The sequence below is a fragment of the Nocardioides sp. B-3 genome (assembly GCF_024703895.1).
Classification (GTDB): Bacteria; Actinomycetota; Actinomycetes; order Propionibacteriales; family Nocardioidaceae; genus Nocardioides.
Genome location: NZ_CP087968.1, coordinates 3,913,983 through 3,935,720, shown reverse-complemented (window position 1 = coordinate 3,935,720; position 21,738 = coordinate 3,913,983). Strand labels below are relative to the sequence as shown.

General features: G+C 69.3%; 22 protein-coding genes and 5 pseudogenes. 14 read left to right on the top strand and 13 right to left on the bottom strand.

What is annotated here, in order from left to right:
• The first annotated feature begins 53 nt into the window (after positions 1–53).
• The 3 genes from LP418_RS25980 to LP418_RS31690 are packed head-to-tail and all read left to right on the top strand — an operon-like array spanning position 54 to position 2,721.
• Positions 54–2,372 carry a DEAD/DEAH box helicase gene (locus LP418_RS25980; RefSeq protein ID WP_257954232.1) on the top strand — a complete coding sequence of 773 codons (2,319 nt, stop codon included), beginning with the start codon at positions 54–56 and terminating at the stop codon, positions 2,370–2,372.
• Positions 2,260–2,490: a hypothetical protein gene (locus LP418_RS31695; protein ID WP_336275830.1), complete on the top strand. Its 231-nt coding sequence runs from the start codon at positions 2,260–2,262 to the stop codon at positions 2,488–2,490. Before LP418_RS25980 ends, LP418_RS31695 begins: the two co-directional genes overlap by 113 nt.
• Positions 2,491–2,535: 45 nt before the next feature.
• Positions 2,536–2,721, top strand: a complete 186-nt coding sequence (locus LP418_RS31690) for a hypothetical protein (protein WP_336275829.1) — start codon at positions 2,536–2,538, stop codon at positions 2,719–2,721.
• A 150-nt stretch (positions 2,722–2,871) separates the two neighbouring features.
• Here LP418_RS31690 and LP418_RS25970 read toward each other — a convergent pair whose 3' ends face one another.
• Positions 2,872–3,240 carry a hypothetical protein gene (locus tag LP418_RS25970; protein WP_257954231.1) on the bottom strand — a complete coding sequence of 123 codons (369 nt, stop codon included), beginning with the start codon at positions 3,238–3,240 and terminating at the stop codon, positions 2,872–2,874.
• Positions 3,241–3,328: 88 nt separating this feature from the next.
• Entirely contained in the window at positions 3,329–4,255 is a 927-nt protein-coding gene (locus LP418_RS25965; RefSeq protein ID WP_336275828.1) for a 5'-3' exonuclease, read from the bottom strand.
• 153 nt (positions 4,256–4,408) lie between these two features.
• On the opposite strand from LP418_RS25965, the gene LP418_RS25960 reads away from it, so the two are divergent.
• Positions 4,409–4,747 (top strand): Lrp/AsnC family transcriptional regulator, encoded by a 339-nt coding sequence (locus LP418_RS25960; RefSeq protein WP_257954230.1) that lies wholly within the window; start codon positions 4,409–4,411, stop codon positions 4,745–4,747.
• A gap of 168 nt (positions 4,748–4,915) precedes the next feature.
• Here the strand turns inward: LP418_RS25960 and LP418_RS25955 are convergent, their stop codons facing one another.
• From LP418_RS25955 to LP418_RS25940, 4 genes are all read right to left on the bottom strand, one after another.
• Positions 4,916–6,127 (bottom strand): transposase, encoded by a 1,212-nt coding sequence (locus LP418_RS25955; RefSeq protein WP_257954073.1) that lies wholly within the window; start codon positions 6,125–6,127, stop codon positions 4,916–4,918.
• 16 nt (positions 6,128–6,143) lie between these two features.
• Complete coding sequence (locus tag LP418_RS25950) at positions 6,144–6,377, bottom strand: transposase (protein WP_257954229.1); 234 nt, start codon at positions 6,375–6,377, stop codon at positions 6,144–6,146.
• A 62-nt stretch (positions 6,378–6,439) separates the two neighbouring features.
• Positions 6,440–7,804, bottom strand: a complete 1,365-nt coding sequence (locus tag LP418_RS25945; protein WP_257954228.1) for a KamA family radical SAM protein — start codon at positions 7,802–7,804, stop codon at positions 6,440–6,442.
• Positions 7,761–8,099, bottom strand: a complete 339-nt coding sequence (locus tag LP418_RS25940) for a hypothetical protein (RefSeq protein WP_257954227.1) — start codon at positions 8,097–8,099, stop codon at positions 7,761–7,763. The genes LP418_RS25945 and LP418_RS25940 overlap by 44 nt, the downstream gene beginning before the upstream one ends.
• Positions 8,100–8,246: 147 nt before the next feature.
• Here LP418_RS25940 and LP418_RS25935 point away from each other — a divergent pair, with 147 nt between their 5' ends.
• From LP418_RS25935 to LP418_RS25890, 9 genes and pseudogenes are all read left to right on the top strand, one after another.
• A complete protein-coding gene (locus LP418_RS25935; protein ID WP_257954226.1) occupies positions 8,247–8,636 on the top strand; it encodes a hypothetical protein in 390 nt (129 codons plus the stop codon).
• Between the two features lie 438 nt (positions 8,637–9,074).
• On the top strand, positions 9,075–9,284 hold the full coding sequence (locus LP418_RS25930) for a hypothetical protein (RefSeq protein WP_257954225.1): 210 nt from the start codon (positions 9,075–9,077) through the stop codon (positions 9,282–9,284).
• Entirely contained in the window at positions 9,281–11,584 is a 2,304-nt protein-coding gene (locus LP418_RS34710; RefSeq protein ID WP_442940025.1) for a lysine 5,6-aminomutase subunit alpha TIM-barrel domain-containing protein, read from the top strand. The genes LP418_RS25930 and LP418_RS34710 overlap by 4 nt, the downstream gene beginning before the upstream one ends.
• On the top strand, positions 11,581–12,282 hold the full coding sequence (locus LP418_RS25910; protein ID WP_257954224.1) for a hypothetical protein: 702 nt from the start codon (positions 11,581–11,583) through the stop codon (positions 12,280–12,282). The genes LP418_RS34710 and LP418_RS25910 overlap by 4 nt, the downstream gene beginning before the upstream one ends.
• Before the next feature lie 98 nt (positions 12,283–12,380).
• A complete protein-coding gene (locus LP418_RS25905; RefSeq protein WP_257954223.1) occupies positions 12,381–13,883 on the top strand; it encodes an apolipoprotein N-acyltransferase in 1,503 nt (500 codons plus the stop codon).
• 40 nt (positions 13,884–13,923) lie between these two features.
• A pseudogene (locus tag LP418_RS31685) lies at positions 13,924–14,091 on the top strand (glycosyltransferase); the annotation flags it as partial.
• Positions 14,092–14,179: 88 nt separating this feature from the next.
• Complete coding sequence (locus LP418_RS25900) at positions 14,180–14,680, top strand: glycosyltransferase (protein ID WP_336275827.1); 501 nt, start codon at positions 14,180–14,182, stop codon at positions 14,678–14,680.
• Positions 14,677–14,814, top strand: a pseudogene (locus LP418_RS25895) (FxsA family protein); the annotation flags it as partial. The gene LP418_RS25900 and the pseudogene LP418_RS25895, both read left to right, overlap by 4 nt.
• Before the next feature lie 16 nt (positions 14,815–14,830).
• On the top strand, positions 14,831–15,130 hold the full coding sequence (locus LP418_RS25890; protein WP_336276140.1) for an FxsA family protein: 300 nt from the start codon (positions 14,831–14,833) through the stop codon (positions 15,128–15,130).
• Positions 15,131–15,299: 169 nt separating this feature from the next.
• Here the strand turns inward: LP418_RS25890 and LP418_RS25885 are convergent.
• The 6 genes and pseudogenes from LP418_RS25885 to LP418_RS25860 form a co-directional block, all read right to left on the bottom strand.
• Positions 15,300–15,690: pseudogene (locus tag LP418_RS25885) on the bottom strand (RNA polymerase-binding protein RbpA).
• A gap of 212 nt (positions 15,691–15,902) precedes the next feature.
• A complete protein-coding gene (locus LP418_RS25880) occupies positions 15,903–16,133 on the bottom strand; it encodes an MFS transporter (protein ID WP_257957191.1) in 231 nt (76 codons plus the stop codon).
• On the bottom strand, positions 16,111–17,265 hold the full coding sequence (locus LP418_RS25875) for an MFS transporter (RefSeq protein ID WP_257954222.1): 1,155 nt from the start codon (positions 17,263–17,265) through the stop codon (positions 16,111–16,113). The genes LP418_RS25880 and LP418_RS25875 overlap by 23 nt, the downstream gene beginning before the upstream one ends.
• Complete coding sequence (locus LP418_RS25870; protein WP_257954221.1) at positions 17,262–18,044, bottom strand: glycerophosphodiester phosphodiesterase; 783 nt, start codon at positions 18,042–18,044, stop codon at positions 17,262–17,264. The genes LP418_RS25875 and LP418_RS25870 overlap by 4 nt, the downstream gene beginning before the upstream one ends.
• Positions 18,045–18,063: 19 nt before the next feature.
• The gene (locus LP418_RS25865) at positions 18,064–18,579 is read right to left on the bottom strand and encodes a GNAT family N-acetyltransferase (protein WP_257954220.1); all 516 of its coding nucleotides are present in this window, start codon (positions 18,577–18,579) and stop codon (positions 18,064–18,066) included.
• 179 nt (positions 18,580–18,758) lie between these two features.
• Positions 18,759–20,286, bottom strand: a pseudogene (locus LP418_RS25860) (helix-turn-helix domain-containing protein).
• A gap of 102 nt (positions 20,287–20,388) precedes the next feature.
• Between LP418_RS25860 and LP418_RS31680 the strand changes: the two are divergent.
• Positions 20,389–21,409: pseudogene (locus LP418_RS31680) on the top strand (zinc-dependent alcohol dehydrogenase family protein).
• Here LP418_RS31680 and LP418_RS25845 read toward each other — a convergent pair.
• Positions 21,358–21,705, bottom strand: coding sequence for a putative quinol monooxygenase (locus LP418_RS25845; protein ID WP_257954217.1), 348 nt, complete (start codon positions 21,703–21,705; stop codon positions 21,358–21,360). The pseudogene LP418_RS31680 and the gene LP418_RS25845 sit on opposite strands and share 52 nt — an antisense overlap.
• Positions 21,706–21,738 lie beyond the last annotated feature (33 nt).

Below are 21,738 nucleotides of genomic sequence, written 5' to 3'. Positions count from 1 at the left end.
GCTTCGTTCACGGACCTGTACAAGTTCCCGCTCGACGACTTCCAGCTGCGAGCGTGCCAGAGATCGAGGACGGTCGCGGTGTCCTCGTGGCTGCTCCGACCGGGTCCGGCAAGACGATCGTGGGGGAGTTCGCCGTACACCCGGCGCTCGAGACCGGACGCAAGTGCTTCTACACGACCCCGATCAAGGCGCTCAGCAACCAGAAGTACAACGACCTTGTCGCGCGCTACGGGCCGGACAAGGTGGGCCTGCTGACCGGCGACAACGTCGTCAACGGCGAGGCGCCGATCGTGGTGATGACCACCGAGGTGCTGCGCAACATGCTCTACGCCAGCTCGCGGACGCTGCTCGGCCTCGGCTTCGTGGTGATGGACGAGGTGCACTACCTCGCCGACCGGATGCGCGGAGCCGTCTGGGAAGAGGTGATCATCCACCTCCCGGAGTCGGTCACGCTGGTGTCGCTGTCGGCGACCGTGTCGAACGCCGAGGAGTTCGGCGAGTGGCTGGCGACCGTGCGCGGTGAGACGACCACCATCGTCGAGGAACGCCGACCCGTGCCTCTCTTCCAGCACGTCATGGTCGGTCGCAAGCTGTTCGACCTCTTCGCGTCCTCCGACGTCGACGCCAGCGCCGGCTTCGTGAAGGAAGGCGCGCCGGTCAACGACGAGCTGGTCCGGATCGCGCGCGACGACTGGGCCAGCTCCCGGTTGATGCGCGACCGGAAGTCGGCCCGCAAGGGCAAGCCGGGGTCGTCGAAGAACCCACGTCAGGTGGGCAACGGTCGCCGTGTGTGGATCCCGAGCCGCGTCGAGGTGCTCGAGCGCCTCGACGCCGAGGGTCTGCTGCCGGCGATCATGTTCATCTTCAGCCGCGTCGGCTGCGACGCCGCGGTGACGCAGTGCCTCTCGGCCAACGTGCGGCTCAACAACGAGTTGGAACGCAAGGAGATCTTCGCGTACGTCGAGGAGAGGTGCCGGCACCTGCCCGAGGACGACCTCGAGGTCCTCGGCTACCACGAGTTCCTCGACGGGCTGATGCGCGGCGTGGCGTCCCACCATGCCGGGATGCTGCCCACGTTCAAGTCCTGCGTGGAGGAGCTTTTCCTCCGCGGGCTCGTCAAGGCGGTCTTCGCGACCGAGACGCTGGCGCTCGGCATCAACATGCCGGCGCGCACGGTGGTGATCGAGAAGCTGTCGAAGTGGAACGGCGAGACGCACGCCGACATCACGCCGGGGGAGTACACCCAGCTCACCGGGCGCGCCGGTCGCCGTGGCCTCGACGTCGAGGGCCACGGCGTCGTGCTGTGGCAGCCCGGGATGAACCCCCGCGAGGTCGCCGGACTCGCCTCGACCCGCACCTATCCGTTGCGCAGCTCGTTCCGCCCGTCCTACAACATGGCCGTCAACCTCGTGCACCAGTTCGGCCGGGAGCGCTCCCGTGAGCTGCTCGAGCAGTCGTTCGCGCAGTTCCGGGCGGACCGTGCCGTCGTCGGGCTGGCGCGCCAGCTGCAGAAGGCACAGGAGGCGATCGTGGGCTACAACGAGGCCGCGACCTGCCACGTCGGCGACTTCATGGAGTACGCCGCACTGCGCCGTCGCATCTCCGAGGTCGAGAAGGGGGCGTCCCGGGAGCGGCGCTCCGATCGACGCGACGAGGCCATCGCGTCGCTGGCCGGGCTCAAGCCCGGCGACATCATCATGGTGCCCAACGGCAAGTTCGCCGGCTTCGCGGTGATCCTCGACCCGGGGATCAGCAGCCACGAGCAGCGGCCCTACGTCCTGACCGCGGACCGCCCGGGCGCGCCGGCTCGCGCCGATGGACTTCCAGACCCCGGTCGAGGCGCTGGCCCGGATGCGACTGCCCAAGTCGTTCAACGGTCGCAACCCGGCCATGCGACGAGACCTCGCCTCGGCGCTGCGGACCAAGACACACAACCTGACGCCGCCGCCCCCGCGCCGTACGACATCCGTGGAGTCGTTTGCCGACTCGCCGGTGGACCGCGAGATCGCCGAGCTCCGCACCCGGATGAAGCAGCACCCGTGCCACCAGTGCCCCGAGCGCGAGGACCATGCGCGCTGGGCGGAGCGGTCCTTCAAGCTGGGCCGCGACGCGGAGACGCTCAAGCGCCGGGTCGAGTCGCGCACCAACACGGTGGCGCGCACCTTCGACCGGGTCTGCAGCGTGCTGACCGCGCTGGGATATCTCGAGGGCGACACCGTCACGGAGCGCGGGCGGCACCTGCGGCGGATCTACACCGACATGGACCCGGTGGCGGCCGAGTCGCTGCGCGAAGGCCTCTGGGACTCGTTGACCGCGTCCGAGCTGGCGGCGGTGCTCTCGTCGCTGGTCTACGAGGCGCGGCGCGCCGATGACGCATCCGCGCCTGGGGTGCCCGGCGGTGCGGTCCGCGGAGGCGCTCGTCGAGACGGTCCGTGTCTGGGGACAGCTGGACGCCCCGGAGCGCGACAACAAGCTGGAGTTCCTGCGTGAGCCCGACTTCGGCTTCGCCTCGGGCGGCCTATCGCTGGGCGGAGGGTGACGACCTCGGACGACGTGCTCGGTGCCACCGACCTCGCGGCGGGTGACTTCGTCCGCTGGATGAAGCAGCTCCTCGACCTCGCGGGCCGGGTCGCCGACGCTGCCGGTGACACGCCTCTGCGCAAGACCGCCCGCGACGCGGTGCACGCGCTGAAGCGGGGGTCGTGGCCTACTCGTCCGTGACGGAGTGACCGGCGCCGACGAGCCTCGTCTGCGGCCGACGTGCCCTGATCCAGGGCGACGACATCGTCCGCGTCGGGTCGCACGCCGGGTAGCTCGAGCCGGGCGAGCGCGGCGGCGGTCTGCGTGAGGCCGAGCAGCTTCTTCCGGACGTCACCGCGCGTGGCCCCGTGCGTCGCCACGCGGTCCTCGCTCACCGGCACGAACTGCACGTAGCGAGCGGGCTGCACCGGCCACTCCGGGCCCTTGGGTGCCTTGCTGACCACCACGGCGGCACAGTCCGCCCATGCCGAGCTCGCACCGTCGAGATTCATGGGTACGTCGCGCACGCGGACGCCGAGGTCGTCGAGCCGCAGCGTCGGGACTCCCATCGAGAGTGCTCGGTACTTCTTCCTCGCCGACGGGACGATGCTCCAGATCACCCGGCTGCACCGGGCGATCACGATGACGGAGATGACGGCGCCCGCCGGTTCCGGCCGGGTGAACAGGAACAGGAGCGCCGGCACGATCACCACGGCGCACCAGAGCACGTACAGGGTGGTGTTCGCGAACGCGACCCTTCGCAGCGTCGGGTTCATCGTCACGCGGACGACGAGGGTGCCGTCGTCGCTCATCGACCGGCGAGCACCCCGGTCAGGCGCGCGACCGGGCTGCTCAGTCCCCATCGCTCGGCGAGGACTGCCAGCGCCGCGGGGTCCTTCGGCATGGTCGGGAGCACCGTGTCCGGCGTGCCGAGCTCGATGTCCTTCGCCACCGCCACCACGGTGGGTGCGACGTCGAGGTAGTCCGCCGCCGCGATGAGCTTGCCTCGCGGGCCGGGCCCCAGCGCCGACCCGGGGTCGGCCGCGGCCGCTCGGATGCCCGACAGGTCGCCGTACGACAGGAGAAGGCTGGCCGCGGTCTTGTCGCCGACCCCGGCCACGCCGGGCAGGCCGTCGGACGCGTCTCCTCGGAGCGTGGCGAAGTCGGCGTACTGCTGGGGGAGGACGGAGTACTTCTCGACGACCGTGTGCTCCGTCATGCGCTCGTGCTTGGCGACCCCGCGGGCGACGTACAGGACGCGCACCTGCGCCGCGTCGTCGACGAGCTGGAAGAGGTCGCGATCGCCGGTGACGATGTCGACGGGCATGGTCGCGGTGGTGGCGAGGGTGCCGATGACGTCGTCGGCCTCGTAGTGATCGGCGCCCACGATGGAGATGCCGAACGCGTTGAGGACGTCGATGATCACCGGGATCTGGGCCTCGAGCGGATCGGGGACCTCTTCGATGTCCGGTCGATCAGTGCGTACGGCGACGACGCGGTGTCCCTTGTAGGACGGGATCAGGTCGACGCGCCACTGCGGGCGCCAGTCGTTGTCCCAGCAGCAGACGAGGTCGGTCGGCTGGTACTCCTCGACGAGCCGGCTGATGAAGTCGAGAAGCCCGCGCACGGCGTTGACCGGAGTGCCGTCGGGAGCCCGCACGGAGTCCGGGACGCCGAAGAATGCGCGGAAGTAGAGAGAGGCCGTGTCGAGAAGCATCATTCGCTGTGCGGTCACAACCGGATCCTTGCACGATCCATCGCTACTCTGAGCGCGTGACGACCCCAGCCGTGGAGAACACCGACCGCCTCATCCTGTCCCTGCTCGGGACCGATGGGCGGATGTCGTTCACCGACCACGGGCAAGGCGACCGGCCTGTCCACCTCCGCCGTGCACCAGCGCGTGAAGCGGCTCGAGGCCAAGGGCCTGATCAAGGGGTACGGCGCCCGGGTGGACCACGAGCAGCTCGGTCGCCCGCTCACCGCCTTCATCTCCATCACACCCATCGACCCCTCCCAGCCCGACGACTACCCCGAGCGGCTCGTCGAGATCCCCGAGATCGAGTCCTGCTGGTCCGTGGCCGGCGAGGAGTCGTACATCCTCAAGATCCGTGTCCCCACCCCGCGCGACCTCGAGGATCTCCTCGCCCGGATCCGCTCCGCCGCGAACGTGTCCACCCGGACGACGATCGTGCTCTCGACGCCGTACGAGAACCGCCCTCTCGGCTAATGTCGAACTTCCCTGACAGGTGGTGGAGTCCCCGGATATCCGGGGACTCCCTCACGTGTCAGGCGTTGCAGAGGCTGTTGCTGTTTGATTTCGGTACGTCGGCGCGTGGGGATGGCGGCGATGGCGGTGTTGAGGGTCGTCGGCCGGGCGCGCGCCCGGCCGATCTCGTCAGGTGGCCAGTGCTGCGGTGGTGTGGCGGTGGAGCTTGAGCAGGTTCACGACTGCGGCGGCGAGGTTGAGTTCGCTGGTGGCCGCGGCGAGTCCTCGGCGGCTGAAGCGGCGTAGTCCGGTCTGGTCTTTGAGGTGTGCGTTGACTGGTTCCACGGTTGCGCCGCGGTGGGCGTAGGCGGCGAGTCCTTCGGGTGTCTTCATCTGGTGCCGCATGCGTTCGAGCGGGCTCGCGTCGGGCGGTGGTGGGCCGGTCCGCGGGTCGTCGGCGGCCTCGTCGGCGAGTCGTCGGTCCTTGCCGGTGGCGATGAGCCGGTTGGGTCCGGGGGCGGTGAGGTTGTCCATCGAGCAGTAGCCGGCATCGGCCGGGACCAGCCCGATCTCATCGTCACCGCCGTCGTCGGCTCGTGTGTGGGCGATGGTCCTCGCGGCGCTCTGGGCTGCGTTCATCATCGGTTGCAGGCAGTCCATGTCGGTGGGCGCCCGGGTCAGCATCAGCGCCGGGATCAGGTGGTCGGCGGTGACCGCGAGCTGGGCGTTGTAGCCCTGCACCCAGCCCGTACGCGTGTTCATGACCCGGCTCTGCGGGTCGGTCAAGTTCGCCTTCCGGGTGCTCGCACGGCCCATGCTCTTGCGGGGGTGGGGAGCCGCGGTGGCCGCGCGACGCTCAAGGGCTGCCAGCCGCTCGCGCAGCCGGCGGACCTTCCATGACACCAACTGTGGCCGTTGCCCGCTGGGGCGGCGCGTGCCGTGGGTGCGAGCCGCTTCCCGGACGCCCTCCCGGGCCGCGACCCGTGCCGCGGCCTCCCGCTCGGCCGCGGCAAGTTCCTCACGCAGGGCCGCGGCCCGGACCTGCCGGGTTTGTGCGCGTCGCTCGGCCTCATCGGCGGCTTCCTCGGCCTGCTTGGTCTTCTCCTTCTCGATCTCGGCCAGCGCGGCCTTGATCGCGGCCGCGCGGGTGGCCGGGTTGGCGAACTCGGGGGCCAGCTCATCACCGTGCTTGTCGCCGTACAGCTCGTCCTCGGCCGCGTCGGCCGCGGCAGCCTCGGCGGCGATCTGGCGGGCGATCCGGTCGGCCTGAGCGCGCAGTGAGTCCTCGGCCCGGTTGGCGAAGATCGAGGCGTTCGCGGCGATCTTGGTGCCATCGATCGCGACCGTGCCGAGTCTGCCCATCCCGGCCTGCCCGCACAGCACCAGCACCTGCGCGAACACCTCAGCGAACCGGTCCTCATGGGTCGCGCGGGAACCGGGAGATCACCGTATGGTCGGGCACATCGCGCCCGCACAACACCCGGAACGCCACGTGCTCACCGCACAGCGTCTCGATCCGTCGCGAGGAACGTTCCCCGACCGCGTAGGCATAGACCAGCACTCCCAGCAGCAGGTCCGGATCGAACGCGCGGCGCCCCGGACCGACCTTCGGGTGCCGGGCATGGAAACCGCTTGTGTCGAGCTCCTCCACGACCCCCAACACGAACCACACCCGGTGATCCTCCGGCAACCACTCACGCAACGAGGGAGGCATCAGAAACTGCTGATCACGATCAACCGGACGATACGAACGAGCCATGGCCCCAGTATTTCGGCACAGCGCTCAGAGGTCACGTACCCGGACCGGCGATTTAGCAACAGCCTCTGCAACGCCTTACACGTGACGGAGTCCCCGGATATCCGGGGACTCCACCACCTGTCAGGGAAGTCCGACGGCCTACCCGGGGACCTACCGGGCCTGCAGCGCGGCGGTACGGCGAGACGCCTCGGCCATCTCGGCGGCCTTGAGCGCGGTCTCGTCGAGGCGCCCGTGCTTCTCCCACCGGGCCGGCCGGCGGCGGGGAGGGTGTGGATCGGGTCGTAGTACTCGTAGGTCCGCGACAGTGCCTCGGAGTCGGAGGCCTCGATGGACGTCTTGTAGTTCTTGGTCCAGTAGGAGATGCCGCGCTCGGTGTCGTAGTCCGCCAGCTGGTGCACCCAGCGCTTGCCGACGAACGGCACGTCGCAGACGATGCGCGGCGTCGCGAAGCCGGGGAGGTAGCCCATGATGTGGTGCTGCAGCTTCTGCGCGTCGGCGACCGACACCCGCCAGTGCTCCGAGAACGGGATCATGTCGCACATGTAGAAGTAGTAGGGCATGATCTGCGCGCCATCGAGCAGCCGGAAGCACAGGTCGAGGAGGGTGTCGCCGTCGGCGTTGACGCCGTTGAGCAGCACTCCCCGGTTGCGTACGTCGCGGACACCCGCATCAAGCATGGCGCGCGTGGCAGCGGCGACCATGGGCGTCACCGAGTTCGCGTGGTTGGCGTGCGTGTGGATCGCCAAGGAGACCCCGCGCGAGCGGGCGATGGCGGCGACGCGACCGACGCCGTCGACGACCTCGGGCTGCAGCCAGTGCTGAGGGAGCCCGATGAGCGCCTTGGTAGCGAGGCGGATGTCGCGGATGTTGTCGACCTCGAGGACCGAGGTCAGGAACGCCTCGAGGCGGGGCCACGGCATGTTGGCCACGTCGCCACCGGAGACGACGACGTCGCGCACCGACGGCGTGCGCTTGAGGTAGTCGATCATGTCGCCGATGCGGTCGTTGGGCTTGCCCGCGAACTTCAGCTTCTCGATCACTGGCGTCGAGTTGCCGACGAGGTCCATGCGCGTGCAGTGGCCGCAGTACTGCGGGCACGTCGGCAGCAGCTCGGCGAGCACCTTCGTCGGGTAGCGGTGCGTCAGCCCCTCGGTGGCCCACATGTCGTGCTCGTGCAGCGAGTCGCGGGTGGCGTGCGGGTGCGACGACCAGTCCGTACGGCGATCGCTGAACACCGGGATCATGTAGTTGCGGATCGGGTCGGCGTAGAAGGCCTCAGTGAGAGAGCCAGCCCCCGACGGCACGACGGAAGGCACCATCGTGTTCATCATCTGCGGCGGCACCAGCATCGACATCGTGGCCCGCTCGGCCCGGGTCGCGCTCGAGGTCGGCGTAGAACCGCTCGTCCACCGAGTCACCGAGCAGCTCGCGCAGCTGCTTCACGTTCTTCACGCAGTGCGCACGCTGCCACTGCACGGACGCCCAGTCCTCGGCCGTGACGTCTCGCCATCCCGGGAACCGCGTCCAGTCGGGCTCGACGAGCTCGACGCGCTGGTAGGGGTAGGGCTGACCGGAATCAACGCGGAGGTCCGGCGTTGCGGTGTCGAGGCTCATGGTTGCTCCAAGGGCGAGTGACGGGGTCGGCGCGTCAGTTGTGTGAGCCGCGCCTCATCTGACACGATACGAGGAGATTATCCGGCAAGTCCAATGACGCGCCGCAATATCTCCTGTATCGGTTACCAAATGACGGAGGACGAGCGGATGTCCCGCGACTCGACCAGCGATCCCACTGGCCTGCACCGTGTCCTGGACGAGGTCGTGGTGCTGCCTCAGGCAGCCCAGCGGCTCGAGACGAGCGCAGAGCTGTGGCCCGACGAGGTCCGGGTGCGCGTGGAGAAGCTCAACCTCGACGCCGCGTCCTTCCGCCAGCTCGAGGGCAAGCACGCCCATGACGGGGACAAGGTCCGCGCGGAGGTCCTCGAGATCGTGAGCACCCGCGGCAAGATGCACAACCCGGTGACCGGCTCCGGCGGCATGCTCGTCGGCACCGTCGAGGAGGTCGGCCCCGAGTCGACGCTCGGCCTCAAGGTCGGCGACCGCATCGCCACTCTGGTCAGCCTCACCCCTCACCCCGCTCGTCCTCGAGGATGAGCTGAAGCAGTGGGACGGCCTCAGCGAGCAGGTCCCCTGTGACGGGTACGCCGTCCTGTTCGGTCGCTCCATCGCGGCCGTCATTCCCGATGACCTCGACCCGGCACTGTCCCTGAGCGTCATGGACGTCTGTGGTGCTCCCGCGCTCACCCGCGCGTGGTCGCGGACTACGTCGAGCCGACAGTGGCCGTGATCGGAGGAGGCGGCAAGTCCGGTTCCCTCAGCCTCGCCGCGGCTCGCCGGGCCGGCGCCGGACGCCCTCATCGGGATCGTTCCGCAGGAGGCGGAGGCGGAGCGACTGCGAGGCGCAGGGCTGGCCGACGAGGTGGTCGTCGCCGACGCTCGCAACCCGATCGCCCTGCGCGACGCGGTGGCCCGAGGCCGGCGGACCGGCCGACGTGACGGTCGTCTGCGTCGACGTGCCGGGCTGCGAGGGCGGTGCCATCCCCGGCCACGGCCGAGCGCGGCACCGTCATCTTCTTCTCGATGGCCACCTCCTTCTCGGCCGCGGCGCTCGGCGCGGAGGGCCCGGCCGCCGACGTCCGGATGATCGTCGGCAACGGCTATGTGCCCGGCCATGCGGCGTACGCCATGGAGCTCCTGCGGAGCAACGCCGGAGTGCGCGGACTGTTCGAGGGCCGGCTGTGAAGACCACCGGCAAGCTCGGCCTCGACACCGCGCAGATCCGCGAGGCGCGCACGCTGGCGCGACGCGTCGGCAAGCCGATCGTCAACACCGCGAAGAAGCACACCACCGTCTCCGTCGAGCGCGCCACTCTGCGGCTCGCAGGGCTGGCCGGCGCCGACTCCGAGGGCACGCCCCGGGTCAACCGGCTCGCCGACGTGGTGCGCGCCGACGTGGGTCTCGAGCACGGCCCGGCGCTCCCGGTGTGGGACGCGCTGGTCCGCGGCGAGGCCGACGACCTCGAGACGCTCGCGCAGAAGGCCTCCGCCGGCTCGATCACGTTCCGCCTCCCGGACGGCAGCGACGAGGTGAGGGCACGAGCCGCGGCCCACAAGGCCGTCGCGAAGGGCATCAAGCAGATCGACCGGCGTCGCGTCGAGCGCGAGCGAATGATCGCCAAGGTCGGCGATGCACCGCGCAAGCCATGGATCTACCTCATCGTCGCCACCGGCGACATCTACGAGGACATCCCGCAGGCGCAGAACGCCGCCCGCGAGGGCGCCGACGTCATTGCCGTCATCCGCAGCACCGGCCAGAGCCTGCTCGACTTCGTGCCGGAGGGCGCGACCCGTGAGGGCTTCGCCGGGACCTACGCCACGCAGGAGAACTTCCGCCTCATGCGTGCGGCCCCGGACGAGACGAGCAAGGAGCTCGGCCGCCACGTCCGGCTGACCAACTACGCGAGTGGCCTGTGCATGCCCGAGATCGCGGCACTGGCCGGCCTCGAGCGGCTCGACATGATGCTCAACGACTCGATGTACGGGATCCTCTTCCGCGACATCAACCCGATCCGCACCTTTGTCGACCAGCGCTTCAGCCGCCGAGTCCACCGCGCCGGCATCATCATCAACACCGGCGAGGACAACTACCTCACCACCGCCGACGCGGTCGACGCCGCGCACACGGTCACGACCAGCCAGCTCCTCAACGAGTACTTCGCCAAGGAGGCCGGCCTCGAGGACTGGCAGCTCGGCCTCGGCCACGCGTTCGAGATCGACCCCGAGGTGCCCGACTCGTTCCGCCTCGAGCTCGCCCACGCGATGCTCGCGCGCGACCTGTTCCCGAAGGCGCCGCTCAAGTGGATGCCGCCGACACGCCACATGACCGGCGACGTGTTCAAGGGCTATCTCCTCGACGGCTTCTTCAACCTCGTCGGTGCCCTGACCGACCGGGGCATCCTGCTCGTCGGGATGATGACCGAAGCCGTGGTGACGCCCCGGCTCTCCGACCGTGACCTCGCCCTGCAGAACGTCCGCTACGTCATGAACGCCGCCGGCAACCTGCACGAGGACTTCTCCCCGAAACCGGGCGGCTTCATCGTCAACCGGGCCCCGGGAGGTCCCGGGCGACTCCATCCAGCTGCTCAAGGACATCGAGGGCCACCCCGACGGCCTGCTCGACGCGATCGCCGACGGCACCTTCGGCCTGATGAAGCGCCCCGCCGACAGGGGCCGCGGGCTGGACGGCGTCGCGAAGAAGGCCCGCGACTACTACAACCCCGCCACCGAGATCCCGGAAGGCGACCGATGAGCCTCATTCGTCCGTACGGCGACACGACCGGCGACGGCATGGTCCAGCTGTCCTTCACGCTCCCGATGGCGCACTCCAAGGTCGCCGAGGGAGCCGCGGCCCAGCTGGCCAACAAGATGGGCATGGACCCGGCGATGGTCGTCCACTCCAAGGCGATGGGTCCCGACTTCACGTTCTTCGTCGTCTACGGCCGGGTCAACCACCTCGTCGATCCCAGCAAGGTCGAGATCGTCGAGCGCGACTACCCGTTGCTGACGCCGAAGGAGGCCAACGCGTCCATCAAGCGGACCCTGCGTCGCCGGATGGTCGTGGTCGGTGCCTGCATCGGCACCGACGCCCACACCGTCGGCATTGACGCGATCCTCAACATCAAGGGATTCGCGGGGGAGAAGGGTCTGGAGTACTACCGCGAGGTCAAGGTCGTGAACCCGGGCGCACAGGTCTCCGTGCCCGACCTCGTCGAGGCGGCCCGCGAGGAGAAGGCCGACGCCGTCCTCGTCTCGCAGGTCGTCACCCAGCGCGACGCGCACCTGCTCAACACCCGCGAGATGTCGGCGGCCTTCCGCGAGTCCTACCCGGCCGCCAAGCGTCCGCTGCTCGTCGTCGGTGGTCCGCGCTTCGATGAGACGATGGCGGACGAGCTCGGGGTCGACCGCGTCTTCAGCCGTGGCACGACACCCGGCGAGGTCGCCTCCTTCATCGTCCACCGCCTCACCACCGGGACTGCCTCATGAGCGACAGCCGCATCGGCACCACCGTCACGCACCGCCGCTACGTCCCCTACAGCCACGCGCACTACGCCGGCAACCTCGTCGACGGCGCCTACAGCCTCGGCCTCTTCGGCGACGTCGCCACCGAGCTGTGCATCCAGCTGGACGGCGATGAGGGGCTCTTCGCGTCCTACTCCGACGTCCAGTTCAAGGCGCCCGTGCGCGCCGGCGATGTCCTCGAGATCACAGCCACCCCTGGTCCGGGCCGGCACCCGGAGCCGGGTCATGGACTTCGTCGTCAGCGTGGTCGCGCGCGGCGCAGCGACGCCCGAGGCGCCCGGCGCGGCCAGCACGCTGTCGCCTCCCGAGGTGGCCACGACGGCCACCGGGACCGTGGTCGTCCCGCCGACGCCATCGAACGAGTAGATCTTGCGGCGTGTCATGCACCGACACGCCGATTTTCCGATGTTTTTCCAAGGAACTTGCGCCGTGCAGGCGCGGCTCTGACCTGCGAAGACGCGTTGTCGCAGGTCAGGGGGCCGTTGACAGGCGGACTTCTCGGAGTCAGTGTTCCGTGGTCCGCCCGTGCAGATCATGGATGGCGGACCGACGTCCGAGTGGCCGGATCGGGGGGTGTGGTGCCAGCATCCTCAGCCGTTCTGGTTCACGGAGGTCGGTCTCGCACCATGAGGGTGGACACGGGAGGGGCGCTCGCTCCGTAGACAACTTCCCGCCGTGCGCAGCCAGCGTTCAGTGGGTTGGTCCGAAGGGTGTGCGCACCTCCCGTTCCACTGCAGGTGCGAGCGGCTAGCGTGTGCGCGTGTTGATCCGCTGCGTCGCTGCCCTGCTCGGCGGAGTGGTGCTGTCGGCCGGCTTCGCGCCAGTCGGGTTCGCGCCCGCCATGCCGGTCGGGATCGCGATCCTCGTGCTCTGCGTCCGCGGCCGTCGCCTGCGGGCGGGCGCCCTCATCGGGTGGCTGTTCGGACTGGCGTTCTTCGGTGGTCTCCTGTGGTGGCTGCGCGTCGTCGGGCCGGACGCGTGGGGAGCACTCACCGTGGTGCAGTCGATCTACTTCGCCCCGTTGGGTATGGCGATCGCCGCCGTCACCCGCCTGCGCGGGTGGCCGGTGTGGACCGCTTTCGCCCGGGTCAGCGTCGAGACCGGGCGCGGCGCCCGGCCGTTCGGCGGCCTCACACGGGGTCGTCTGTCCTTCGCCACCGCCGACACGGCGTGGGCAGCCACGCTCCCGTGGATCGGGATGACCGGCGCCAGCCTGCTCATCGCCTTGACGGGCACGTTCCCGGCCCGGCTGTTGACCACCCGGCTCCGGCGCCCGGTGGCCGCAGCCCCGGGCGCTGCTGCGCTGGTCGCCGTGACCTGCGTGCCGTCGCTGGCGCCGTACGACCTCGAGCGGGGACGCACGATGACGATCGCGGCCGTGCAGGCCGACGTGCCCGGCGACGGCACGGACGTGCTGGCGCACTACCGCGAGATCACCCGAGCGTTCTCAGACACGACGGTCGAGCTGGCCGAGTCGGGGGAGCCGGTTGACATGGTGGTCTGGTCGGAGAACTCCACCGCCGTCGACCCCTTCACCGATGTCGAGACCCGCGCGGAGATCACGCAGGCCTCGGACGCGATCGGGGTGCCGATCCTCGTCGGCGGGATGGTCAACTCGAGCCGGGAGAAGGAAGTCCTCAACCGGGGGATCGTCTGGCAGCCCGAGGTCGGCGGGGGAGACCGTTACACGAAGCGCCATCCCGTGCCGTACGGCGAATACATCCCCTACCGAGGTTCGTTCATCCCCGACACCTATGGCCAGCTCGCGCTGATCCCACGCGACATGGCGGCCGGGACGAGCCTCGAACCGCTGCGGATCGCCGGTGCCGGGGGTGGCCGACGCGATCTGCTTCGACGTCTCCTACGACGATGCGATCCACGGCCGGGTCGCCAATGGCGGACAACTGATCACCGTGCAGACGAGCAACGCCATGTTCATCAACACCGCCCAGATCGACCAGCAGTTCGAGATCAGCCGGCTGCGGGCGATCGAGACCGGGCGCTACGTCGTCGTCGCCGCCATCAACGGCCTCTCGGGGATCATCGGGCCCGACGGCAATGTCGTCGAGTCGGTCGCCCCCGCACCCGCAGCGTCGTGGTCGGGGACGTGACCCTCGCGGACGAGCTCACCCCGGCCGTGTGGTTGGGGCCGTGGCCGGGTCGCGTCATCGTGGGCGCCACGATTGTTTCTCTTGCATTCATTCTGGTCACGTATCGTCGGAAGGAACGGCAAGATTCGCCTGACCACAACCTGAACACGTGAGGGGAGACCAGTGAGCACAGCCGAGCTTGGTCGAGTTGTGATGGTGATCCCCACCTTCAACGAGGCCACCAACCCGGAGCTCATCGTCGGGCGACTGCGCGCGGCGCAGCCCGACGTCGACATCCCGGTCGTCGACGACAACTCGCCCGACGGCACCGGGGACATCGCCGATGCGCTGGCGGCCGCCGATCCCCGGGTGCAGGTCCTGCACCGTACGGCGAAGGGGGGCCTTGGCGCCGCCTACCTCCACGGCTTCGCGGTGGCACTCGAGCAGGGCTACGACGTCATCGGGGGAGATGGACGCGGACGGCTCGCACCAGCCCGAGCAGCTGCACCGATTGCTGACGGCGCTCGGTTCGGCAGACCCGGTGATCGGCTCGCGCTACGTGCCCGGTGGCTCGATCGTGAACTGGCCACGACGACGCGAGCTCCTCTCGCGCGGCGGCAACATCTACGTGCGGCTGCTGCTCGGCATGGGCGTGAAGGACGCCACTGCCGGCTTCCGCCTCTTCCGCAAGCACACGCTGGAGAAGATCGACCTCGCGTCCGTCACGTCCACGGGCTATGTCTTCCAGACCGACATGGCCTACCGCACCATCATGGCCGGGCTCGCCGTCGCCGAGGTGCCCATCGAGTTCATCGAGCGCGTGCGCGGCGACTCCAAGATGAGCGGCCGGGTCGCCAGCGAGTCGCTGAAGAAGATCACCGTCTGGGGCCTGCACGAGCGCCGTCAGCAGGTGCGCCGGGCGCTGCACCGGCGCAAGGGCCGGAAGGGCTCACGCGGGAGGACCGCATGACGCGACGCAGGATCCCCGGCTGGCTGCTCCCGGTGGCCTTCGTGGTCGTGCCCCCGGTCGAGATCTTCGTGCTCATCCGGGTCGGGCAGGTGATCGGTGCGTGGTGGACGATCCTGCTGCTGATCGCCGACAGCATCCCGGGCACCCTGGCTGATCCGACGGGAGGGCGGTCGCGCCTTCGCAGCCCTGCGCAGTGCGCTGAACAGCGGCCAGATGCCGGCCGGGGAGCTGGCCGACGGCGCGCTGATCCTGATCGGCGGCACGCTCATGCTGACCCCGGGCTTCGTCACCGACCTGCTCGGCATCGTGCTGATCCTGCCGTTCACGCGACCCCCGGCCCGCCGGGCACTGACCGGGGTGGTGACCCGCCGGCTGGTGGGCGCCGGCGCGGCGGCGTACATGCCTCGAACCGGCCCCGGAAATCAACAACGCCCCCCACCCGAACCCTGACGGGTCCGTGGTGGAGGGCGAAGTGGTCGACTGAACCTTCCCGGTGCGGGGAGGGTCAGGCAGATGCTGCCTTGCGCTTCTTGGCACTGAGCCTTCCCGGTGTTGGGGCGGGTCAGGCAGATGCTGCCTTGCGCTTCTTGGCACTGAGCCTTCCCGGTGTTGGGGCGGGTCAGGCAGATGCTGCCTTGCGCTTCTTGGCGTTGGCCCGGTGCAGGTGCGCCGGACCGATCTGACCGCCACGGAGCAGGTCGAGGCGCTCCTTGAGGATGTCCTCGAGCTCCCCGGGTCGAACGGCGCTCCGGGAGCATGTCCCAGTGCGTGCGAGCCGGCTTCTCGACCTTCACCTCGGGCAGGATGCCGGCGGTGCTGAGTGCCTTCGCGCCGCAGCGCGGGCACTCCCAGTTTGCGGGGATGTCGGCCTCGACGGACATCGTGATCTCGAACTCGTGACCGTGGTCGCAGCGGTAGCCGACCTGCTGACGAGCGGCAAACTCGATGCCGCGCTCGTCCTCAAAACTCTGGCCGCCGAGCCGTGCGCCGCGTAGCGTGCGCTCCGCCATTGAGCCACCTCCAAGTGTGCTGATGAAAACCGTCCGGATGATGTGGACGGTAGAGAGACGGGCGGACTGGCGTGTCCTGACGCCGGGAAGGCCGGCGATTACGTCTCGATTCAATCAACGTTAGCGGTGCGCGCAAGGTTCCGGGGAATCCAGAGACCCGGCTCACCCCTGCGGGGTGAGCCAGTTCACGGAAGTCCGTCTCGGACGAGCGTTCAGACGACGGCCGGGACGTCGTTTCCGGCCTCGCGGATCCCGCGTTCGGTGTCGACGCGCGTCAGCAGCAAGCCGCCGACGACAAAGAAGGCGATGAGCGCGAAGATCGCGGGACGGTAGGAGTCGGTGATGGCCAGCACGAGCGCGAAGGTGGCGGTGCCGAACCACGAGGTGCCGCGGTCCATCGCGTGGTAGAAGCTGAAGTATTCAGCCTCCTTGCCGCGCGGGATCAGCAGCGAGAAGTAGGAGCGGGCCAGGGGCCCGGGTGCCGCCGAGGACGATGCCGATGGCGGCGCCGAGGATCAAGAACAACGGCACGTTGCCGGCGGGCAGGAAGAGCGCGATCGTGACGATCACGCACCAGATGCCCAGCCCCACCGGGATCGTCTTCTTGGCGCCCTGCCGGGCCGCCAGCCGGCCGAAGAGCAGCGCTCCGAAGAAGGCCACGAACTGCACCATCAAGATGGTGGCGATCAGGATCGTCTGGGAGTGGCCGAGCTCCTCGGCGCCGTAGACGCTGGCGGACGCGATGACCGTCTGGATGCCGTCGTTGAAGAACAGGTAGGCCAGCAGGAAGGTCAGGGCCATCGGGTAGTTCTTCATCTCGCGCAGTGTCGCGGCGAGCTGGCCGAAGCTGCGCACGATCGCGTTGCCCTCGACTGGCTCGATGTCGGCAGGCTGGTGATTGCGCAACCGCAGGAACGGGATGACGGTGAACCCTGCCCACCAGACCGCTGCCGACAGCATGCACAGACGGGCGGCGAAGCCCTCCTCGAGGCCGAGGGCGTCGTGGCCGAGGAAGACGGCGAGGTTGACGACGAGGAGCAGGCCGCCGCCGAGGTAGCCGAAGGCCCAGCCCCGCGACGAGACGCGGTCGCGGTTGGCTTCGTCGGAGATCAGCGGCAGGATCGAGTCGTTGACGACCCCGGCCGCGCTGAAGCACAGGTTGCCCATCACGATCCCGACGGCCGCTAGCTGCCAGTTGTCGCCCGTGGCGAAGAAGATCAGGGCGGCGAAGGCGGCGCCGGTCCGAGCGAAGAAGGCGAGCATGCCCTTCTTGTTGGCCGTGCGGTCCGCGTAGGCGCCCAGCGGCGGCAGGATGAGGGCCGAGAGGATCGTGGAGGCCGTGATCAGCCAGAAGAACAGGGATCCCGGGGGCATCGAGAAGGGCCCGACGTGGAACCGGCCGTTCTCGCCCACCGCGTTCTCGGCGAGGTTGATGAAGTAGGGCCCGAAGAAGACGGTGCCGATCGTGGTCGTGTAGGCGCTGTTGGCCCAGTCGTACCAGTACCAGGCCTTCTGCTCCTTCTCCTCCTCGAGCGGCCTGAGGTCGGCGATCCCGCCGGGAACCGAGTTGCTCATGACTTGTCCTCCCATTGGCCGCGGGATCGCAGCACGTCGCAGAGTATGTCGGTGCGATCCGTGATCAGGCCATCGACACCACGGTCGAGCAGCTCGATCATTTCCGCCTGTTCATCGATGGTCCACACATGCACCTGTACGCCGTTGGCGTGCGCGCGACGGATGACGCCCCTCGACGCCACGGTGAGTCGCCCCCGGCGGTGCGGGACCTGCAAGGCGTCGGGTCGCCCCGGCGTGAGCAGCCGGGCCAGCGCCGCCGAGGGGGACAGGACGTAGGCCGCGACCTCGCGAGGATGTGCCGACGTCGCGACTCGCCGGTCGGTGAGCCGGCGGAACTGGTTGAGCCGGCGTCCCGAGAACGAGCCGACGAGCACCCGGTCCCGGGCATCGTGCTCGGAGATGAAGTCCGCGAGAGCCGGCACCGAGCCGGCCGACTTGATGTCGATGTTGAACTTCACGTCCGGGAAGGCCTCGAACAGCTCGGCCAGCGTCGGCACCCGCTCGCGTCCCCCGATGAGGGCGGCCTGCACATCGGCGTACGACGTCTCCGCGATGCTGCCGGTCTTGTCGGTCACCCGGTCGAGCACGTCGTCGTGGAAGGCGAGCAGGACGCCGTCTCTGGTCACGTGGACGTCGGTCTCGAGGTAGTCGTAGCCGAGGGCGACGGCATGGCTGAAGGCCGCCATCGTGTTCTCCGGGCCCTCGATCTCGGGGTGGTAGGAACCACCGCGGTGGGCGAAGGCCGGGACGCTGGCGTGGTCGAGGTAGCGACGTTTCACGCGAGCAGTATGGCTGTGGTCAGTCGACGGTGGGAGAGCGCCGCCACACAAAAGGAGTGGTGGTGGTGACTCTGGACAGACCCGAGCGCTCGAGGATCGGGCGCGACATCTCGGTGCAGTCGGAGTGCAGGTAGCGCACGCCGCGCTGGATCGCCGACTGGGCCCGCGCTGACACCGGGGCGCGGTAGATCCCACGACCGCGCCACTGCTCGAGCGTCGCGCCGCCCCACAGCCCTGCGAACTCGGTGCCGGGCACGACCTCGAGCCGGCCGGTTGCGACGACGGAACCCTCCGCCTCCGCCACCCATTCCTCGACGTGCGCGTGCTTGGTGGGATCGAGGCGCCGCACGGTCACCCCGGCCGGGACCTCGACGGGTACGGCGAGCGCGGACGCCTCACCGATCATGACCGTCTCCTCAGGCTCGGCGTGCAGCCCGGCCGCCACCAGTCGCTCGGGCAGGTCGGCCGGCGCGTCGTGTCCGCGGGTCTTCCACTCGAGCTCGTCGACGTCGGTCTCGTCGCGGAAGTGGGCCACGGTGCGTTCTGATCAGGTCGTCGAGGCTCTCGCCGGTGAGCCCGTCGAGGTCGCGATAGCTGACGAACCCGCCCCGGTCGAAGCGCCCTCGGACGAGCGGTCCGTCGAGAGAGACGTCCGTTGCGGTGAGCACCTCGGCCTCGCGGCGGAGCTGTTCGTCGTACGCCCTGAGCAGAGCCTCAGATGTCACGGAACGTTTCGATGTTGGCGCCGAGGAGGTTGAGACGTTCGGCGAGGTCCTCGTAGCCGCGGTGGATGACGTAGGTCGAGCGGAGCACCGAGGTGCCCTTGGAGGCGAGCATCGCCAGCAGGATGACCACGGCCGGGCGCAGTGCCGGCGGGCAGACGATCTCCGCGCCCGACCAGTGCGTCGGGCCCTCGACGAGGACCCGGTGCGGGTCGAGCAGCTTCACCTGCGCGCCGAGCTTGTTGAGCTCGGTGAGATAGATCGCGCGGTTCTCGTAGACCCAGTCGTGCAGCAGGGTCTGGCCCTCGGCGACGGCCGCGATCGCGGCGAAGAACGGGAGGTTGTCGATGTTGAGGCCCGGGAACGGCATCGGGTGGATCTTGTCCGGGGGAGCGGTCAGGTCGCTGGCATGGGTCGTCAGGTCGACCGGGCGGGTGGCGCCGTTGGCCGCGACGTACTCCTCGGTGCGGGAGTAGCGGAAACCCATCTCCTCCAGTGTGGCGAGCTCGATCTCGAGGAACTCGATCGGCACCCGGGTGATGGTGATCGACGACTTGGTCACGATCGCCGCCGCCAGCAGCGACATCGCCTCGATCGGGTCCTCGGAGGGGGAGTAGTCGACGTCCACGTCGATGCTCTCGCAACCGGTGACACGCAGCGTGGTGCTGCCGACGCCCTCGATCGCGACGCCGAGCTTCTGGAGGTAGAAGCACAGGTCCCTGGACCATGTAGTTGGAGGACGCGTTGCGGATGACGGTGACACCCGGGTGCAGGGCGGCCGCCATCAGGGCGTTCTCGGTGACGGTGTCGCCACGCTCGGTCAGCACGATCGGGCGCACCGGCTCGACGGCCCGGTTGACCGCCGCGTGGTACATCCCGTCGGTCGCCTTGACCTCGAGGCCGAAGGGGCGCAGTGCCGACATGTGCGGCTCGACCGTGCGGGTGCCGAGGTTGCAGCCGCCGGCGTAGGGCAGGTCGAAGCTGTCGCTGCGGTGCAGCAGCGGGCCGAGGAACATGATCACCGAGCGGGTCCGGCGAGCCGCTTCCTCGTCGATCTTGGTCAGGTCGAGCACCGCCGGCGGGATGATCTCGAGGTCGTTCTGGTCGTTGAGCCAGCGCGTCTGGACGCCCAACGAGGTCAGCACCTCGAGCAGGCGGTTGACCTCCTCGATGCGGGCCACCTTGCGCAGCGTGGTGCGGCCGCGGTTGAGGAGGGAGGCGCAGAGCAGGGCGACACCGGCGTTCTTCGAGGTCTTGACCTCGATCGAGCCGGACAGCGTCGTCGGGCCGGTCACCCGCAGGTGCGTGGGTCCGGCGCCGAGGGCGACGATCTCGGAGTCCAGCGCGGCGCCGATGCGGGCCAGCATCTCGAGCGAGAGGTTCTGGTGGCCCTTCTCGATCCGGTTGATCGCGCTCTGACTGGTGGCGAGCAGCTCTGCGAGCTGGTGCTGGGTGAGCCCACGGTGCTTGCGCGCGTCGCGGATGAGATTTCCGATGCGACCCTTGTAGTCCGTCTCCATGGCGAACACGGTATCTCAGATATGAGATACGACAAGCCGTGCCGAACGGGCGAGCCGCGTCACAGGGGCGGGCCGCTCGGGAGCCGTGCAAGGATCGCTGGCATGCGCGCAACGACGATCCATGCTGCCGGTGACATCCGCGTCGAAGAGGTCCCCGACCCGACGATCACCAAGCCCACCGACGCCATCGTCAAGGTCACGGCCGGCTGCATCTGCGGGTCCGACCTGTGGCCCTACCGCGGCTTCAACGACATCACGCCCGGCGACACGATCGGGCACGAGTGCGTCGGTGTCGTGGAGGAGGTCGGGTCCGAGGTCACCGACTTCAAGCCCGGGGACTTTGTCATCGTCCCGTTCGACCACTGCGACAACACCTGCGCACACTGCCGCAACGGCATGCAGTCGGGCTGCGTCAACCCGGGCTTCACAGCCAGCGGCCGGGCGGAGTACGCCCTTGTCACCCGTGCCAACGGCTCCCTCGGTCAAGACCGACGGCATGCCGGACAAGGCGCTGCTGCCGTCGCTGCTGGCGCTGTCTGACGTGATGGCGACCGGCTGGCACGCGGCCGTCACGGCCGGGGTCAAGCCGGGTGGTACGGCGGTGGTGGTCGGGGACGGAGCCGTCGGCCTGTGCGGCGTGCTGGCCGCGGCCCAGCTGGGCGCCGAGCGCGTGATCGCGATGTCTCGCCACGAGCCCCGCCGGGACATCGCCCGCCAGTTCGGCGCGACGCACATCGTCGCCGAGCGCGGCAAGGAGGGCGCGGCCCGCATCGCCGAGATCACGGACGGCATCGGTGCCGACGCCGTCCTCGAGTGCGTCGGCACCGACCAAAGCGATCAAGACGGCCTTCGCCGTGGCCCGCCCCGGCGCGACGGTCGGCTTCGTCGGCGTACCCCACGACGTGGAGCTGCCCGTGCGCAAGATGTTCCAGCAGAACATCGGCCTCGCCGGCGGCATGGCGCCGGTTCTGCAAGTACCTCCCCGAGCTGCTCGAGCTGACGCTGTCGGGGAGCGATCAACCCCGGCCCGGTCTTCGACCTCACGTTGCCGCTCGACCAGTCGCCCGAGGGTTACCGGGCGATGGACGAGCGACGTGCGATCAAGGTGCTGCTTGAGCCGTGACTCAGCCGACCGGCGTCAGCGGGTGGATCGCGACGTCGCCGGCGAGCGCGTCCCCGGCGGCGGCGAAGGCGGCCGCCACGTGCGGGGTGTGCATGTGTGCGTCGAGGGCGGCTCCGGTCGGTCCAGCGCTCGACGGTGACGAAGACACCGGGCGCGGCCGCGGACTCGTAGAGGTCATAGGCCGGGCACCCAGCCTCGTCCCGCGTCGCCGCCGCGAGGTCGCTCAGCGCTCCCCGGATCACCTCCACGTGCTCGTCCTTGACGGGGATGGTGGCGACGACGTTCAGCTCACTCATGGCTGTGCCTCTCGTGGAGTGTCCCGATCCCGG

Coding starts and splice junctions, on each gene's coding strand:
- LP418_RS25910 (WP_257954224.1), top strand. CDS start 11,581: ATGAGCGACAGCCGCATCGGCACCACCGTCACGCACCGCCGCTACGTC.
- LP418_RS31695 (WP_336275830.1), top strand. CDS start 2,260: ATGGACCCGGTGGCGGCCGAGTCGCTGCGCGAAGGCCTCTGGGACTCG.
- LP418_RS25875 (WP_257954222.1), bottom strand. CDS start 17,265: ATGAGCAACTCGGTTCCCGGCGGGATCGCCGACCTCAGGCCGCTCGAG.
- LP418_RS25940 (WP_257954227.1), bottom strand. CDS start 8,099: ATGAGCCTCGACACCGCAACGCCGGACCTCCGCGTTGATTCCGGTCAG.
- LP418_RS25945 (WP_257954228.1), bottom strand. CDS start 7,804: ATGGTGCCTTCCGTCGTGCCGTCGGGGGCTGGCTCTCTCACTGAGGCC.
- LP418_RS25935 (WP_257954226.1), top strand. CDS start 8,247: ATGTCCCGCGACTCGACCAGCGATCCCACTGGCCTGCACCGTGTCCTG.
- LP418_RS25900 (WP_336275827.1), top strand. CDS start 14,180: ATGGACGCGGACGGCTCGCACCAGCCCGAGCAGCTGCACCGATTGCTG.
- LP418_RS25845 (WP_257954217.1), bottom strand. CDS start 21,705: ATGAGTGAGCTGAACGTCGTCGCCACCATCCCCGTCAAGGACGAGCAC.